Below are 14,887 nucleotides of genomic sequence, written 5' to 3' on the forward strand. Positions count from 1 at the left end.
CCGGACCAAAGTCTATGGGCGACCGCTTTGACGTGGTGATCGCGGGCGCGGGACCCGCCGGAGCGCAGTGCGCGCGCGATCTGGCGGCGAGAGATTACGACGTCCTCGTGCTCGAGACCGAGCCCGAGGTCGACTTCCCGCGTCAGAGCAACAAGTCGACCGCGGGCACCTTCCCCTCGATGATGGCGTCGTTCAACGTCCCGGACGAGGTGGTCATGAACTTCACCGAGACCGTCGTCCTGGAGTCGCCGAACGACCACTTCGTGCGCGACCAGCCCGGCGCGGTCCTGGAGTTCGCCGACTTCAAGCGCTGGCTCGTCGCGGAGGGCCGTGAGAACGGCGCGGAGTACCGCTTCGACTCGCGCGTCTCGAAGCCGATCACCGAGGACGGCGACGTGGTCGGCGTCCGTTACGACGGGCAGAAGGAGGTCTACGCCGACGTGGTGGTCGACGCCACGGGTCCGGCCGCGCCGCTCGCGAAGGACCTCGGCGTCACGGATCTCAAGCGCGACCGGCAGGCCATCGGCGTCGAGTACGAGTTCGAGGGCGTCGACGTCGACCATCCCGAGTTCGCCGACTGCCGGGACGCGATGATGCTCCGGCTCGACCACGACCTCGCACCGGGCGGGTACTCGTGGATCTTCCACACCGGCGAGGACACGGCGAAGGTCGGCCTCTGTTACATCCAGAACGAGAGCCACCGCGACTACGCCCGCGAGGGCATGGGTATCGACGACTACCTGGAGTACTGGCTGGAGACCGACCCGCGGTTCGAGGACGCGCGCCGTCTCGACGGCAAGCAACACCGCGGCTCGGCGCACATCCAGGAGCCGGGCCAGATGACTACGGATAGCTTCATCGCCATCGGCGACACCGTCCCGACGATCGACCCGCTGTGGGGCGAGGGCATCCACAAGGGGATGCTGTCGGCGCGGGCGGCGGCCGCGACGGCCGATCGGGCACTGACGGGGTCGGTCGATACCTCCGCCGAGCAGATGCAGATCTACAACAAGCTCTGGAAGACGGACGTCGCGCCGAAGATGAAGACCCGGCTGCTGATGACCGAGCTGCTGTACCTCACGCCGAACGAGCGGTACGACCGGTTGATGGCCGACCTGCGCGAGGCCGACGGCGACACGCTCGCGAAGGTCAACAACGGGGACCGGCTCGCGATGCGGAACCTGATCCACCTGGACGACCTCCCGCTACTCGTGCGGTTCGCGCGGGAGCGACTCGGCGTCTGAGCCCGGAAAGACGGTCAGTCGGCGAGTCTGCGACCCAACAAGATTTTACCGCTCCAGTCCGCGCTCACTCGCATGCACAGGGAGCAGAGCAGACGACGATTCCTCAGGGGGTGCTGTGTCGCGGGCGCAGGGACGCTGGCGGCGGGTGGATTCGCGACCGGCGCGGCCGCCGACTCGACACGCAAGTCGGCCCCGGAAACGCGCTGGGACCGGACGTACTCCGAAGCGACCGCTTCGGAGGCGGAAGCCATCGCACCGACGGGAGACGGCGGGTTCGTCGCTGTCGGGACGATCGAACCCGCGGACAGCGACAACGAGCGGGAAATCTGGGTCTCCCGGCTGTCCACCGCTGGGCAGGTCGTCTGGGAGCGGACGTTCGCGGAACGCGCGGTGACCGAAGGGTTCGACGTGGCTGGGGCCGATGACGGGTTCATCGTCGTCGGCCACACGCGGGAGGACGACGCCGACGCGCAGGACGCCGTCGCACTCCGGATCGACGCCGACGGGACCGAGCAGTGGCGCCGGACGTTCCACGTCCGACCCGGCACGACCGACACGATACGGGCGGTCGACGTCGACGGAGACGGCCGGTTTATCTTCGCGGGGTGGACCAGCCGGTTCAAGGACGCGTGGGTCGTGCGGATGACCGACGAGAACAATATCGACTGGGCGAAGCGGTACGGGCCGGGGTCCCGGAGCAGGTATCACGGCGTCGTCACGGATTCGGACGGCGGCTACGTCGTCGTCGGCGAGACCGACGACACGTCCGGGAACACCGTGGGATGGGCGAACAAGCTCGGGGAGGACGGCACCCAGCAGTTCTCCCAGCAGTTCAAGAAGCAGTCCGAGAGTTCGACCAACCCCTACGACGACTACAACGTCTTCTACGACGTCACCGAGACGCGAAACGGGTTCGTCGCGGTCGGTGCCAACGCCTTCGACCCGAAGACCAACGAGCAGCGCGGGTGGGCTCTGGAGTTCAACATCAACGGCGGCAAGCTCTGGGACAAGCGCTACACCGAGAACAACTACACGGAGTTGCGCGACATCACCTACACGAACCTCGAGTACTACGTCGTCGGCGAGACGGCCACCGACGGGAACGGGACGGACGCGCGCGGTTACGCAGCCCACCTCGGCATCGACGGTGCGATGAAGTGGTCGGGCACCTGGGGCGACAGCACCAGCGGCTTCACGGGGTTCCACCTGGCCGACGATGGCGGCGTCGTCGCCGTGGGCGACGCGGCGGCCGACGGTCACTCGAGCGCCTGGAGCGTGAAGATCGGCGGCGAAGCGGTCGCGACGCGGACGCCGTCGCCGACTCCGACGCCGACGGCCACGCCGGCCGATTCGAACACGCCGACGTTCTCGCCGACGCCGACAGACGACTCCGACGGGACCGTCGCAGCGGGCGACGGCGGGGCCGACGGGGGCGCTCCCACGCCGACCGGAACGACTGCGAGCGCCGGGGGCGAGGCGCCCGGCGACGGGAGTGCGGAAACCACGACGGCCGCCGGCGACGGTGGGCTCTCGCTCGTGACGATCGGGGTCGGTGCGGTGATCCTCGCGCTCGGCGGGGGCGGCGTGCTCTACAACCGGTTCCTCGCCGGTGACGACGGGAACGTCGCCGGGCCCGACGAGGAGGCCGGCGGTGCTGCGCCGACTGACACCGGCGACGGTGGCGACGACGGTGGGGACGGCCCGCAGACTACCGAGCCGGCGACCGACGAGAACCAGGACGTCCAGGCCGCACAGACGGTCGTGGAGGGAGAAGACGCTCCCGACGACACCGACGATGCGGACGTTTCGGAGGACGACGACGATTCGGGCGCGGACGAGGAGTCGACCGACGAGTAGCGCGGTCAAGCCCGATCGCGGGGGCCGGCGTGGACGATCTGCCTTCCGTTTCGAACCCTTCGATCCTGTCGTAGAGCGGACCTGTCGGCCGAGAACAGTGCCGAGAGTCGCCGAGCAACAGAAGAGGTATACACGGCGCTGCCAAACCGATCCGATATGTCCGTCGGGAACAGTCAGGGGGTCGTCGAAGCGATTCGCTTCGACCTGAACAAGTTCCACGAGACCTGGATGGGGTTGCTCTATCCGCGCCAGCGGGGGGCGAGCGACACCGTCCTCGGGAAGTGGCAGCCGCAGACGGCCCGCGAGAAGGTATCGTACGTGGCGTGGTCGGCGCTCGGCGCACTCGTCGTCGCCGTTCTCTATCCGCTCGCGCTGTTCGGCGTCATCGTCCGCTTTCACGCCCGCAAGATCGACGTTTCAGTCGAGAAGCTCGGTGCGGTCGGCGTCGTCCTGCTGACGATCCTCGTCTGGGGCGGCCTGTCCGCGCTCGTCGAGTTCCGGCTGCAGGCGCAGTTCTCCAGCCAGGAGGCGAACGCGATCATCGCGGCCAGCGTCGTGGCCGTCATCTCGTCGGCGCTCGCGGTGCTGTTCCGGAGCATCGGCGGTCGGATCACGACGGTCGTCTTCGCCTACCCGTTCGGGATGACGGCCATCTTCCTGCCGCCGGTCGTCGCCGCGCTCGTCTCCGACGACGTCGCGCAGTTCAGCATCGTCTACGCCGAACAGATCGCCGAACTCGCCCGGACGGAGATCCTCGAACCGATCGGCCTGCGTGACGACGTCGCCGAGCGGTTCGACATGACGGAGTTCGCCTACGTCCTCATCTGGATCGGGGTCTCAGTCCCGCTGGGGTGGCTGCTCGGCATCACCGTCGCGCTGGCGGACTTCATCCGCCCGACCGGCGAGTGAGCAGCCAGCGATCGATCGGCCGCTCTCAGAACACGTCCGCCGGGTCGATAACCGTCTCCTCGGGCGCTTCCGCTTTTTCCTCGTCGGCTGCGACTGCCACCGACCCTGCCTGATCGCGATCGAGGAGCACTGTCGCACCGGCCCAGATCGGTGCCAGGATGCCCGCGACGACCGTCCCGGGTTCCGAAAGTGGAGCACGGATGGCGACCTCGTCGGTCTCGTCGAGGCCCAAGTCTTCGACGATCTGTTCGGATCTGTCGAGCAGTTCGCGGTGCGTAAACCGCTCGTCGGCGGTCGCGAGCGCCGTGTCGTTCGGTTCGACCACGTCAGGCGGGTTCGTCGGGTTCTCGCTCCACATCTCGGCCTCGAAGTGGGCGACTTCGGGGTCGTTCGGTACGTCACCGTAGCCGAGCGTCTTCGTGCCCGGTTCCGGGTCATAGGAGTCGGCTGCCCCGCCGGGGACGAGCAGCGCCTTCGCGTCGGCGGCCGCTCGCGGGTCGAACCGGACGGTCGCCCCGAGCAGGGCGGACCCGAACAAGGCGACCAGCGGGGGCACCGTCAGCGACTCGCCGGGGTCGATGGCCACCGACGCGCCGCCGCGGACGCCGTAGTGTCGGAGGAGGTTCCCACTCTTCCAGGCGTTCGTGCAGAACTTCTCGTAGCTGTAGGACCCGGCGCGGCTGTCCGTCCGGACCGCGAGGTCGTCGGTGCGCCGCTCTCGCGCGACTAGATCCCCGATGACGTCCATACCCCCGGTTCGGTCGGTCGCGGGAAAAGGAGTCCGACCCGCTATCGTGGGCGTTTACAGGGCGGTGCGGATCGAGGGGGTTGTCCCCCACGGGTCGAGTGGGAAGTCTCCCCAGGCCCCTCGAACACAGCAAACCGTCGGCAGACGAGTTAGTCGCCGAGGACGTCGATGGCATCGAGCGAGACCGCGTGCGTGAGCGTGACCCGCTCGCTTTCTTCCCGGTACCGGACGATGCCCGCGTCGGCCAGTTTCGGAACGTGGACGTGATACAGAGTCGTCTGGATCCGTTCGATCCGGTCGTCTTCGTCGGTGTCGTCTTCGGACTGGGCTTCCTCGCGAGCGACTTCTACAGCGAGTTCGCGCAGCGGCAGCGACCCGTCGGTATCGTCGAGCACTCGCACGACAGCGCGGCGGCGAGGGCTGGACAGCGCGTCGTACGCGAGCGATTTGTTGCTGTACTTCAGTGACCCGTCAGTCCTCGTCATCACCAGTATTCGGTTCCGAATACGTATATTGGTTTCGCAGCATCCAATACGTGGAAAATAGAAATACGAGGGCGCTACGTTTCGCTTTCGCCAAAATCGAACGACGATACAACTCCTACGAGAGAGTTCGAAGCCACCGGATTGAGAAAACGGAAATCCGGGCCGTGCGGCGAGCACCTCTACGATTTTCGAATTTTATACTGTGGCCCTCGGGAACTTCCGAATATAATTGTCGCGTCGTATCGATCGGATACGCGGCCCGCCGAGTGGCATCGCTGACCGACGACTAGCTCTGCGGAAAACCCGACTAGCCGGCTCTTCGTCCGGGGTCAGAAGGAGCTTTTGATCTTCTCGAAGAATCCCTGTTCGACGTCGACTTCCTCGCCGCCGGCCTCGGCGAACGCCTCGAGGGCCTCGCGCTGTTCCTCGTTGAGGCTCTCGGGCGTGACGACCTGCACCTGGACGTAGAGGTTGCCGTTGCCGCGCCGGCGGAGTCGAGGCATCCCCTTGCCGGAGAGGCGGAAGGTCTCACCGCTCTGGGTGCCCTCGGGCACGTCCAGTTCGACGGCGCCGTCGATGGTCGGGACTTCGATCGTGTCTCCGAAGACCGCCTGCGGGAAGGAGATAGCCTCCTGTCGGTGGAGGTCGTCGCCGTCGCGCTCGAAGTCGGGATGGTCGCGAACGGCGACCTCGATGAGGAGGTCGCCCTTGGGACCGCCGCGCTCGCCCGGGGCGCCCTCGCGTTCCATCCGGAGGGTCTGACCGTCCTCGATGCCTGCGGGGACTTCGACGGAGAGCGACGCGTCCTCGCGGACGACGCCGTCGCCGCGGCAGGTCGAGCAGGTCTCCTCGAAGATGGTGCCCTCGCCCTCGCAGCGCCGGCAGGTCTGGCGTTGCTGGACGCGGCCCATCGGGGTCTGCTGGACGGTCGTGGTCTGTCCGCGGCCGTTGCACTCGGGACACTGCTGGGAGTCGGTGTCCGGCGGGTGGCCCTGGCCGTTGCAGTCGGGACAGGTGTCCGGGCGCGTGACGTTGAGTTCCTTCTCGACGCCGTGGTAGGCGTCTTCGAGGTCGATTTCGAGTGTCGTGCGGAGGTCGCGGCCCTGTCGCGGACGCGAAGAGTTGCCGCGGCCACCGCCGCCGCCGAAGAACGTCTCGAAGATGTCGGACATGTCGCCGAACGGGCCCTGTCCGCCGCCCATGCCGCCACCCATTCCGCCCATGCCGCCGGCGCCGCGGCCGCCGTTGTCGGTGGCGCCGTGCTTGTCGGCCTCGACGTAACGGTCGTGGCCCAGCTGGTCGTACATCTGGCGCTGCTCCTCGTCGGTGAGGACCTCCTTGGCCTTCTTGGCCTTCTTGAACTTCTCCTCGGCGTCGGGGTCGTCGCTCACGTCGGGGTGGTACTCCCGGGCCTTCTCCCGGTAGGCCTGCTGAATCTCGTCCTCGCTGGCGTCCCGGGAAACCCCGAGCACTTCGTAGAAGTCCTCGCTCATCGCTTGTCGCGGTGTACAAGATTGAGACACTTCAATAGAACGGGTCTGGATTCACCGACTCCGTCACGCCCTACCGGTCGGTCGTCGACCGGGGTGTGTCCGTCTCGGCCTGGACCGCCACCGAGACGCGGTCGTCGGTTCCCGGACCGCTGTAGGCGAACGATAGCTCTCCCTCGCTGTCGCCCGCGTCGTAGGCTACAGATCCGGAGTTACTGTCGCCGGGGTCTACCGTGACCTCGATAGTCTTCGGATACCCGCCGCGCCGGAAGCCGGCGAGGAACGTCCCCGTCCGCTCACCGCCGTTGGCGACGGTCACGCCGAGCTCGATCCGCTCGGTCGGCTCGACGGAATTCGGGACGTGCATCGATTCGAGACGGAGATCGGGCGCGCTGGCGAGGTGTTCGCGGGCGGACTGTTCTAGCGGCCAGCGTTCGTCTTCGCCGACGAGCGCGGCGGTCTCGGCTTCGACGGTGGGAACATCGAAGCGGAGCGATCCGGACCTGCGGTCATCGGTGTACACCGAGTCGATGCCGGGCGTCCACGACATGAACCCCGTGACTGACGAGGCCGGCACGAAGCGTTCCGAGCCGAGTTCCAGCGCATAGGTCTCCGGCGATCGCTCCTCGGCTGCGTCGGGCGGTCGAACGAACGCGAACTGCGCTTGTTCGGGCGGAGTGACACCGATCGCGTCGTCGTTGATCCCGTAGCGATACGACGACCGGAGTGTCGCCGACACGGTCTCGGGTGTGCCCGCCGCGGTGGACACAGTCTCGGTAGAGTCGGGCGACGTGCCGGCCGAATCCGTCGGTCCCGATTCGCCGAGACACCCGGCGAGGCCGCTCGCGAGCGGGAGGGCGGCGACGAACTGGCGACGGCGCATACACACGCTCCCGGAGTCGATGGTAAATGTCTTCTGGCCGCCACGAACGGTCACGCTCTCACACTACCGATACGGCGGCCGCTCGAACTCGACGCCGCAGTCCTCGCAGGCACTGACGACCGTTCCCTCGTCGTCGAGCGTGAACGTCATCGCATCCGCGCCGCAGTCGGGACACGATGCGGGAACCCGCTCGGCGCCACAGTCGGGGCAGACGAACGTGAGAGCATCTCCTCCGGCGTCGAGTCGGAGGTCGACGTCGCCACACTCCGGACACCGCACCGGTACGCGGACATCCGTGCTCTCGCGCGGGGCGCCGATCGCGAACGCGACGAGGTCGGTCTCGCCGGCGTTGCGGCCGGACTGGTACTCGCCGGGCGCGAACCGGACCGCTCCGCCGGCTGTGACGGTCACTTCGCTTCCGGTGCGCGGTGGATCGGCGGGGTCGTCGGGCCGATCGGACTCGGGAAGGGTCTCGAAGGTCGCGGTCCCGTCGAGGACGACGAAGATCTCCTCCTGGTCGACGTGGGTGTGGAGGCCGCTGGGCAGCCCCTCACCGGGCGGGACCCGGTAGCGGTTGATTGCCACGTCGCTCGTTTCGAGCGGGCCGGACAGGCCGCGGCGGTCGGCGTCCAGCCCCGGACTGGGCGACAGGTCGTCGATGGCGACTCGTTGCACGCCCGGACGGACGGTCGGGAGCGAGAAATCGTTGGGGGCCGGTTACACGCCGAGCCACTCGTCGTTGCTGATCTCGTAGCCGCTCTCGCGGCAGACCTTCGCGCCCTGCCGGCGCACGTCTCGCGACCCCGGGAGCTTTCCTTTCTCCTCGATCCGGGCAACGATCCAGTCGGCAACCGCGGTGATCCCCTCATCGTCGTCGACGATGTCGACCGCCTTCAGCTCCCGGAACGTCCGCTCGTAGGCTTTCCGCTGAGAGCCGTCGAGCCGGGCGTTGTCCAGCCGCCCGGCGGCCTCGGTCACCCGCTTCATCGCCGCGGCGACCGTCGGGCGCTGGACTCGCATGCGGACCTCTTCGGCGGACTCGAAGGTCACGTCCTCCGTCTGCGGGACGAGTTCGGCAAGCTCGTAGGTCCCCTCCTCGGTCTCGACCTCGTGGTACCCGAACGCCTCGACGACGTCCAGTCCCGTCGCCGGGAACTCGGCCGTCTGTAGTTCCTGATCGAGGTCGTCGAGTTCCTCCTCGTCGACCGGCGGTTCGGTCTCGTCGCCGCGTTCGAGTTCCTCCAGCATCGCGCGCATTCGCTGTCTGTTCTCCTCGTCTCGGGCCTGTTTCTCTCTCCCCGCTTTGTCGTCTGGCATCTCCTGTCTGTAGGGCTCCTGCGCTGTTAACGCTGTGGCCGGTCGGAGGTCTGTGGGTGGATCCCGACGCTCCCGCTAGGCTCACTCGGGCCGCTTACCGGCGCCCCAGCGGTCGTCAGCGGCGGCTTCCGGAGCGTCCGTCTCGGGACCGATCGGTTCCGAGCAATACTCGCAGACCTCCCGATCGTCACCGTTACGAGCCCCGCAGTGGGGGCAGTTCGTCATCGCGTCCGGGTCGGTCTCCCCGAACGAGCCGAGGCTGTAGTGTTCTCGGTGGCCCGTCCTGATGTAGATCAGCCACCCGACGAGCGCTACGCGCCGGCGATGACGAGGAGGATGCCCGCGTCCGTTACGACGGTCGCGACGTCCATACCGACCGGATACTCGTCGGTCGTCCATCACGTTTTCTCCGGTCCGGACTTGCATTCCCCGGATCCGCACGGGCACCGTCGCTTCGGCAGACGTGATCGCTCGCTTTCAAAAAGCCGCTTCAGCGAACGTCTATAGGAACTGCGGGCGATCAATGTGACATGGCAACAGAGTCCACAGACGTGCCGGACGGCTACGAGCGGGCGACCGATCTGGAATCGCTGCGCGAGGAGGGACGGGCGGTGGCCAGCGTCGGCGGCCACAGCGTCGCCCTGTTCCACCACGAGGGCGAGGTGTACGGCGTCGACAACCGCTGTCCGCACATGGGGTTCCCGCTCTCGAAGGGGACCGTCGAGGACGGCCTGCTGACCTGCCACTGGCACCACGCGCGGTTCGAACTCTCCTGCGGGGACACCTTCGACATCTGGGCCGACGACGTGCAGACGTTCCCGACGGCCGTCCGGAACGGGGAGGTGTACGTCGATCCCGACCCAGAGTCCGACGTGGCACCGGAGGTCCACTGGCGCAACCGGCTGGTCGACGGCATGCGCGAGAACCTCTCGCTGGTGCTGGCCAAGGGCGCGATCCACCTCGACCACCACGGGGAGGGGTTCACGACGCCGCTTTCGACCGCCGTCGACTTCGGGACGAAGTACCGCGCCGACGGCTGGGGCCGCGGGCTCACCACGCTCGGCGCGATGGCGAATCTCTACGACCAGGTCGACCACGACGAGAAGCAGCGTGCCATGTTCGTCGGCGTCCGCGAGGTGGCAGCCAACTGCGCCGGCGAACCCCCGCGGTTCGACCAGTACGCGCTCGGCAACGAGGACCTCTCGAAGGAACGGCTGAAGTCGTGGTTCCGCGAGACCTGTGAGGTCCGCGATAGCGACGGCGCCGAGCGCTGTCTGCGGGCGGCGACGGCGACGCTCCCGCCCGAGGACGTCGTCGAGATACTCGTCGCCGCCGCGACCGACCACCTCTACATGAACGCGAGTCACACGGTCGACTTCATCAACAAGGCGTTCGAGACGCTGGACCACGTCGGCTGGGACCGGGCTGACGACGTGCTTGCGTCGACGGTCGACACCATCACAGACGGCTCGCGCGCCGAGGAGACGAACGCCTGGCGCCAGCCGATCGACGTGGCGGAGCTGTGCTTCGACGCCGACGACGCCATTCCCGAGCTGTCGACCGCCGGCGACGGGAAGTCCTGGGAGCGGCCCGACGACTTCGTCGAGACGCTACTCGGCGACGACCCGCACGCCATCGACGAGGCTCTTCGGGACGCGATCCGAGCGGGCGCGACGACGGAACAACTGGCCCACGCGGTCGCCGTGGCGGCGCTCCGCCGGGTGGCGCACTTCGCGACGAGCAACGAGTTCAGCGACTGGAACACGGTCCATCACACCTTCTCCTTCGCTAACGCAGTCGAACAGCTCGCGGGTCGGACGGACGCCGACGACTGCTACCGTGCCTGCTGGCAAGGCGCGATGTCCGTGTACCTTGACCGGTTCCTCAACCAGCCGAAGGCACCCCTTCCGGATCCCGGCGAGGGGAGCGGCAAGGACCCCGCCGAGTTGCGAGAGCGCCTGCTCTCGACCTTCGACGAGCAGGGTCGCGTCGACGAGGCCGGCCGGATCGTGAGCCGGCACTTCGACGCCGGCGGCGACCCCGACACCCTGAAGCGGACGATAGCCGAGGGCCTCCTGCGGGAGGACGCTGGCTTCCACACGCTCCAGAACGTCGAGGGCGGATTCGCGCAGTTCGAAGCGGCCGAGAGCGACCACGAGCGCCGGCTGGCCCTGATCGCGCCGGCGCGGTACATGGCTGCCCACTTCCCGACGCGTCGGGAGGCCGAACAAACGTTCACTATCGCCGAGCGGCTGTATCGCGGCGAGGCGCTCCACGAGGGGGCGAGCGACTGATCGGGAGTGACTCGGGGATTCTCCCCTTCACACTCGCTCGTCGAGCACGTCAGCCACCAGTCGCCAGTACGGTTCCACGTCGTCGATGACGTGGCCCTCGTCCTCGAACACCTCGAATCGGAACTGTTCGCCCTCGGTCCAGCCGCGGTCGCGGAGGCCGTCGACGAACCGTTCAGCCATCTCCAGGCACGGTCCCTCGCCACCATGGACGACGCAGACGAACGTTCCCACGTCATCGGTCCGGTGGACCGGTGAAATCTCTCGGAGATACGCTTCCGTCGTCTCCACTTCGGGGTCGTCGATGATGCGACGGCGGGCGTACTGGTTCGGGTCACCGAGTGTCTCCACGCGGTCAAGACTGCCGTTCTCGACCACGGCGGCGTTCCACAGGTCGGGATAGCGGACCGACTCGAGTGCCGCGATACCGGCACCGTAAGAGTGACCGATCACTGCGAGTCGGTTGCCGTCGACCCACGGCTGGGCGGCGAGCCACTGTCCGCCCTCGGCCACGTCGTCCACGTCGCCGTACCCGGCGTCACCCCGGAGCGCTCCCTCGAACGCACGGTCGCGGTTCGTCGACCCGCGGTAGTTAGGTTTGAGGACGTGATACCCGCGATCGACCAGGAACTGGGCGAACGGGTCGAAGTCGCACCACTCCGCCGTCGCCGGGCCGCCGTGGACGAAGACGACCGCGGGCGCGGGCTCACCCGGTTCGGACCCGTCGTCACGGTCCGTGCGATACAGCACGGCGTCGACGTCGAGCCCGTCGGTCGATTCGTAGGTGACGTACTCGGGTTCGACCAGCGGGGCGGCTTCGAGCGCGTCGGTGGTGGTGTCCGCCAGCACCCGACGTTCGTCCGTGTCGAGGTCGTACGCGAACGCTCTGAGTGGCCTTGTCGCGGTCCCGACTCGGAGCAGGACCTCGTTCCTCGCGTTCGGCAGGTCGACGGCGGTCACCGCGGATGCGTCGATCTCGCCGGCCGGGACGTCGAGCGGCCGTCCGTCCTCGGGCGCGTCGACCGGGTAGCGAACCGCCGAACAGCGCCCCTCCTCGCGCCTGACCGTGACGAGCGTCTCACCGTCGGGCGAGATGGCCGCCGGGAGTTCGTTGAGGTCGCCGGTGCCGTACCACGTCGTCTCACCGGTCCGCCAGTCGTGGAGGGCGGCCCGATACCAGCCCGTCGAGCGGTCGTCGACGAGGATGCGCCTGCCGTCGGGGTGCCACGCCCGCTGTCGCGTCCGCGACTCGGGGTCGCCGACGGTGAACTCCGCCTCGACCTCGCCGTCGGCCCTCGCGACGACCTGCCGACCGGCGCCGAAGGATTCGCCCGGGTTCGTCCGGTAGGCGATCCGCTCGTCGTCGGGGCTGAATCCGGCGTGGCCGCTCTGCTCTGGGTGTCGGGTGAGCAGACGGTCGGTACCTGCGTCGCGGTCACGGAGGCGGAGCGTCCACGGGTCGTCGTAGTGAACGTAGAGGAACCGGCGGCCGGCGCCGTCGACGTCTTCGACGAGCGTGTACTCGTCCTGCAGTTCGAACGGTTCGGGGTCGCCGCCGATAGGCATTCGATACACGTCCGGCCGGGACTGGAGCAGGAACGCCGACCCCGTCCATAACGTCCGAATCACGTCGCTTGGGTCCAGCGCGTCGCTCTCGAACGGGACCGGCTCCGTCTCGCCGCTCTCGTAGTCGCACAGCCGGAGCCGCTTCTCGCCGTCCGGATCGCTGTACCACTGCGCGAGCGCGTCGTGTTCGGGGACGAGTGTCGCGGAGCTCAGGGCGGGCCGAGCGGTCAGCGTCTCGATGGCGGAATCGGCCATACCGGTATCTCGGCGGCCCATCCCCTCAATGCTCTGCCCGTTAGACGTTCGTTTGCAAAGTCGACTCGTTCGTTCCGAAGCGCCCGGAGCGGACCGCCACTGTGACAGAACTTCGGTTCGCGGGCTTGAGAGTGCTTGCAGCATCTCGATACCGGGTCTGGTCGAATTCGTGTTTATGAAATTACATCTAATCGAGCCGGGGGGCAACGAAGCGGCCGGCGGGACGGCGACGGGTCCCAGCGAGGTCGCCGACGGATGAGCTTCCTCACGATACTGCCGCTCGCGATCGTGATGGTCGCCGGGCCGCAGTTGCTCAGCGCTATCTTTCTGGCGACGAGCCGCGACTGGCGCCGCAACTCCGCGCTGTTCGTGTTCGGGGCCGCGCTCTCGATCTCGGCGGTGGTCTCGCTGACCTATCTCCTCGGCGGCGTGTCGGTGGGCGGCGGCGGGGAGTCGAACGGACTCCTTTCGACGGTGGTCATCGTGCTGATCGTCGCCGCGATGATATCCACGTTCCTCGGACGCGAGAACTCCGAGCCGCCGAAGTGGATGGGGAGACTCGAGGAGGCCACCCCGCGATTCTCCTTCCGTCTCGGCTTTCTCCTGCTCGGCGTGTTTCCGACCGACATCGTCACCTCGGTCGCCGTCGGGTCGCACCTCGTCGCGAACGACCTCCCGCTGGTCGACGCGACGCCGTTCGTCGCGCTCACGCTCTCGCTGCTGGCGCTGCCATCGATCGCGGTCGCGCTGCTGGGTGCTCGCGCCGAGACGGTGCTCCCCCGGGTCCGCGACTGGATGAACGACAACGCCTGGATCGTCAACGAGGTCGTCCTCGCCTTCTTCCTCGTGTTGACGATCACCTGACCGTCGGTAGACCAACAGCCTCTCCTCGAATCCACTGGTGCCCGACTGCGCGACCCCGACACCTAACTACCCGGCGCGAGTGGGTTACGGTACTGATGAGCGGTCGCTCTGGATTCGTCGACGACGAGCGCGGGGGCGTCGAGCGGTGGGTCGTCTGGCTGGTCGTGCTCGCGATCACTGCCGCCGTCGTCGGCTCGGTCGCCTACTTCGGCGACGAGTTTCGCCGCACCAGTCCCGACGCCGACTTCTCGGTGTCGTACGATTCCGACGCAAGCGCGCTGACCGTCGAACACGCCGGCGGCGACTCGGTCGTCGACCGCACGACCGAGCGACTGTCAGTGGTCGTCGTCGACGAGAGCGCCGGCAACACTGAACGGGTGACGTGGGTGAGCGACGACCGCGGCCCGACCAAGCGCGGGGCCGGCTACCCGATCCAGTCCGGTGATTCGTTGACTGTCGACGACCCGTCCGTGGACTCGAACGGCGACGAGAGCTACCTGGACAGCGACCGGAGCGTCGGGTTCCATCTGGAAGACGGTGATTCTGTGCGCGTCGTCTGGACGGGATCGCTGCGCGGTGACACGCAGTCGGTGACGCTCGCGAACGCGACGCTAGAGTAGTATTTTCACTGTAGATCTAGCTGGGTGATGGAATTCTTCGGCGCGCTCGATAGCAGGAGAAAAGACTGCAACCGCAGGGAACAGTGGGCGTTGAAAGCCCTCGACGCGCTCGCGGTCGCTGAGCGGCATATCCTCGCGGCCGGGGGCCGCTTCGGATAGGGGCCGCTCAGGCGACTGGATAAACGCGAGCCCGCCTCGCCCGTTCAGTCCGCCAGAAACAGCACCTGCCTCGCACGGCACCGCAGACAGCCACAACCCTCCCCAGCCGATTGCGCTTCTCGGCCTGCGGCCTGCGATGCGCATCCACCGTCAGAGCAAGCTCTGACGAGCCTTCGCTCGCAAGCTCGCGAAGACCTCG

14 protein-coding genes are annotated in these 14,887 nt (G+C 67.6%); 7 read left to right on the forward strand and 7 right to left on the reverse strand.

All coding sequences use genetic code 11. The features are described 5' to 3' along the window. Window positions 1-14: 14 nt before the first annotated feature. The 3 genes from AB2U09_RS23180 to AB2U09_RS23190 all read left to right on the forward strand — a co-directional run bounded on the left by AB2U09_RS23180 (window position 15) and on the right by AB2U09_RS23190 (window position 4,010). Window positions 15-1,244 (forward strand): digeranylgeranylglycerophospholipid reductase, encoded by a 1,230-nt coding sequence (locus tag AB2U09_RS23180; RefSeq protein WP_459195115.1) that lies wholly within the window; start codon window positions 15-17, stop codon window positions 1,242-1,244. A gap of 72 nt (window positions 1,245-1,316) precedes the next feature. Next, window positions 1,317-3,101, forward strand: a complete 1,785-nt coding sequence (locus tag AB2U09_RS23185; RefSeq protein ID WP_459195116.1) for a flagellar basal body-associated FliL family protein — start codon at window positions 1,317-1,319, stop codon at window positions 3,099-3,101. A 156-nt stretch (window positions 3,102-3,257) separates the two neighbouring features. Beyond that, a complete protein-coding gene (locus AB2U09_RS23190) occupies window positions 3,258-4,010 on the forward strand; it encodes a hypothetical protein (RefSeq protein WP_459195117.1) in 753 nt (250 codons plus the stop codon). A gap of 25 nt (window positions 4,011-4,035) precedes the next feature. Here AB2U09_RS23190 and AB2U09_RS23195 read toward each other — a convergent pair whose 3' ends face one another. The 6 genes from AB2U09_RS23195 to AB2U09_RS23220 form a co-directional block, all read right to left on the reverse strand. Next, a complete protein-coding gene (locus AB2U09_RS23195) occupies window positions 4,036-4,758 on the reverse strand; it encodes an acyl-CoA synthetase family protein (protein ID WP_459195118.1) in 723 nt (240 codons plus the stop codon). Window positions 4,759-4,907: 149 nt separating this feature from the next. Beyond that, window positions 4,908-5,243: a DUF7344 domain-containing protein gene (locus AB2U09_RS23200; protein WP_459195119.1), complete on the reverse strand. Its 336-nt coding sequence runs from the start codon at window positions 5,241-5,243 to the stop codon at window positions 4,908-4,910. A gap of 329 nt (window positions 5,244-5,572) precedes the next feature. Beyond that, complete coding sequence (gene dnaJ / locus AB2U09_RS23205; protein WP_459195120.1) at window positions 5,573-6,736, reverse strand: molecular chaperone DnaJ; 1,164 nt, start codon at window positions 6,734-6,736, stop codon at window positions 5,573-5,575. A gap of 70 nt (window positions 6,737-6,806) precedes the next feature. Then, on the reverse strand, window positions 6,807-7,616 hold the full coding sequence (locus AB2U09_RS23210; RefSeq protein WP_459195121.1) for a hypothetical protein: 810 nt from the start codon (window positions 7,614-7,616) through the stop codon (window positions 6,807-6,809). A gap of 63 nt (window positions 7,617-7,679) precedes the next feature. Further along, window positions 7,680-8,291 carry a cupin domain-containing protein gene (locus AB2U09_RS23215; RefSeq protein ID WP_459195122.1) on the reverse strand — a complete coding sequence of 204 codons (612 nt, stop codon included), beginning with the start codon at window positions 8,289-8,291 and terminating at the stop codon, window positions 7,680-7,682. Between the two features lie 42 nt (window positions 8,292-8,333). Further along, entirely contained in the window at window positions 8,334-8,933 is a 600-nt protein-coding gene (locus AB2U09_RS23220) for a DUF5789 family protein (protein ID WP_459195123.1), read from the reverse strand. Window positions 8,934-9,463: 530 nt separating this feature from the next. On the opposite strand from AB2U09_RS23220, the gene AB2U09_RS23225 reads away from it, so the two are divergent. Further along, window positions 9,464-11,227 carry a Rieske (2Fe-2S) protein gene (locus AB2U09_RS23225; RefSeq protein WP_459195124.1) on the forward strand — a complete coding sequence of 588 codons (1,764 nt, stop codon included), beginning with the start codon at window positions 9,464-9,466 and terminating at the stop codon, window positions 11,225-11,227. 27 nt (window positions 11,228-11,254) lie between these two features. On the opposite strand, the gene AB2U09_RS23230 is transcribed toward AB2U09_RS23225, so the two are convergent. Next, window positions 11,255-13,045 carry a S9 family peptidase gene (locus AB2U09_RS23230; RefSeq protein WP_459195125.1) on the reverse strand — a complete coding sequence of 597 codons (1,791 nt, stop codon included), beginning with the start codon at window positions 13,043-13,045 and terminating at the stop codon, window positions 11,255-11,257. A 255-nt stretch (window positions 13,046-13,300) separates the two neighbouring features. Between AB2U09_RS23230 and AB2U09_RS23235 the strand changes: the two genes are divergently transcribed. From AB2U09_RS23235 to AB2U09_RS23245, 3 genes are all read left to right on the forward strand, one after another. After that, a complete protein-coding gene (locus tag AB2U09_RS23235; RefSeq protein WP_459195126.1) occupies window positions 13,301-13,909 on the forward strand; it encodes a GAP family protein in 609 nt (202 codons plus the stop codon). Window positions 13,910-14,004: 95 nt separating this feature from the next. After that, on the forward strand, window positions 14,005-14,529 hold the full coding sequence (locus tag AB2U09_RS23240) for a type IV pilin domain-containing protein (protein WP_459195127.1): 525 nt from the start codon (window positions 14,005-14,007) through the stop codon (window positions 14,527-14,529). A gap of 27 nt (window positions 14,530-14,556) precedes the next feature. Then, on the forward strand, window positions 14,557-14,688 hold the full coding sequence (locus AB2U09_RS23245) for a hypothetical protein (RefSeq protein ID WP_459195128.1): 132 nt from the start codon (window positions 14,557-14,559) through the stop codon (window positions 14,686-14,688). Window positions 14,689-14,887 lie beyond the last annotated feature (199 nt).

This window comes from Halosimplex yunnanense, from assembly GCF_054504345.1.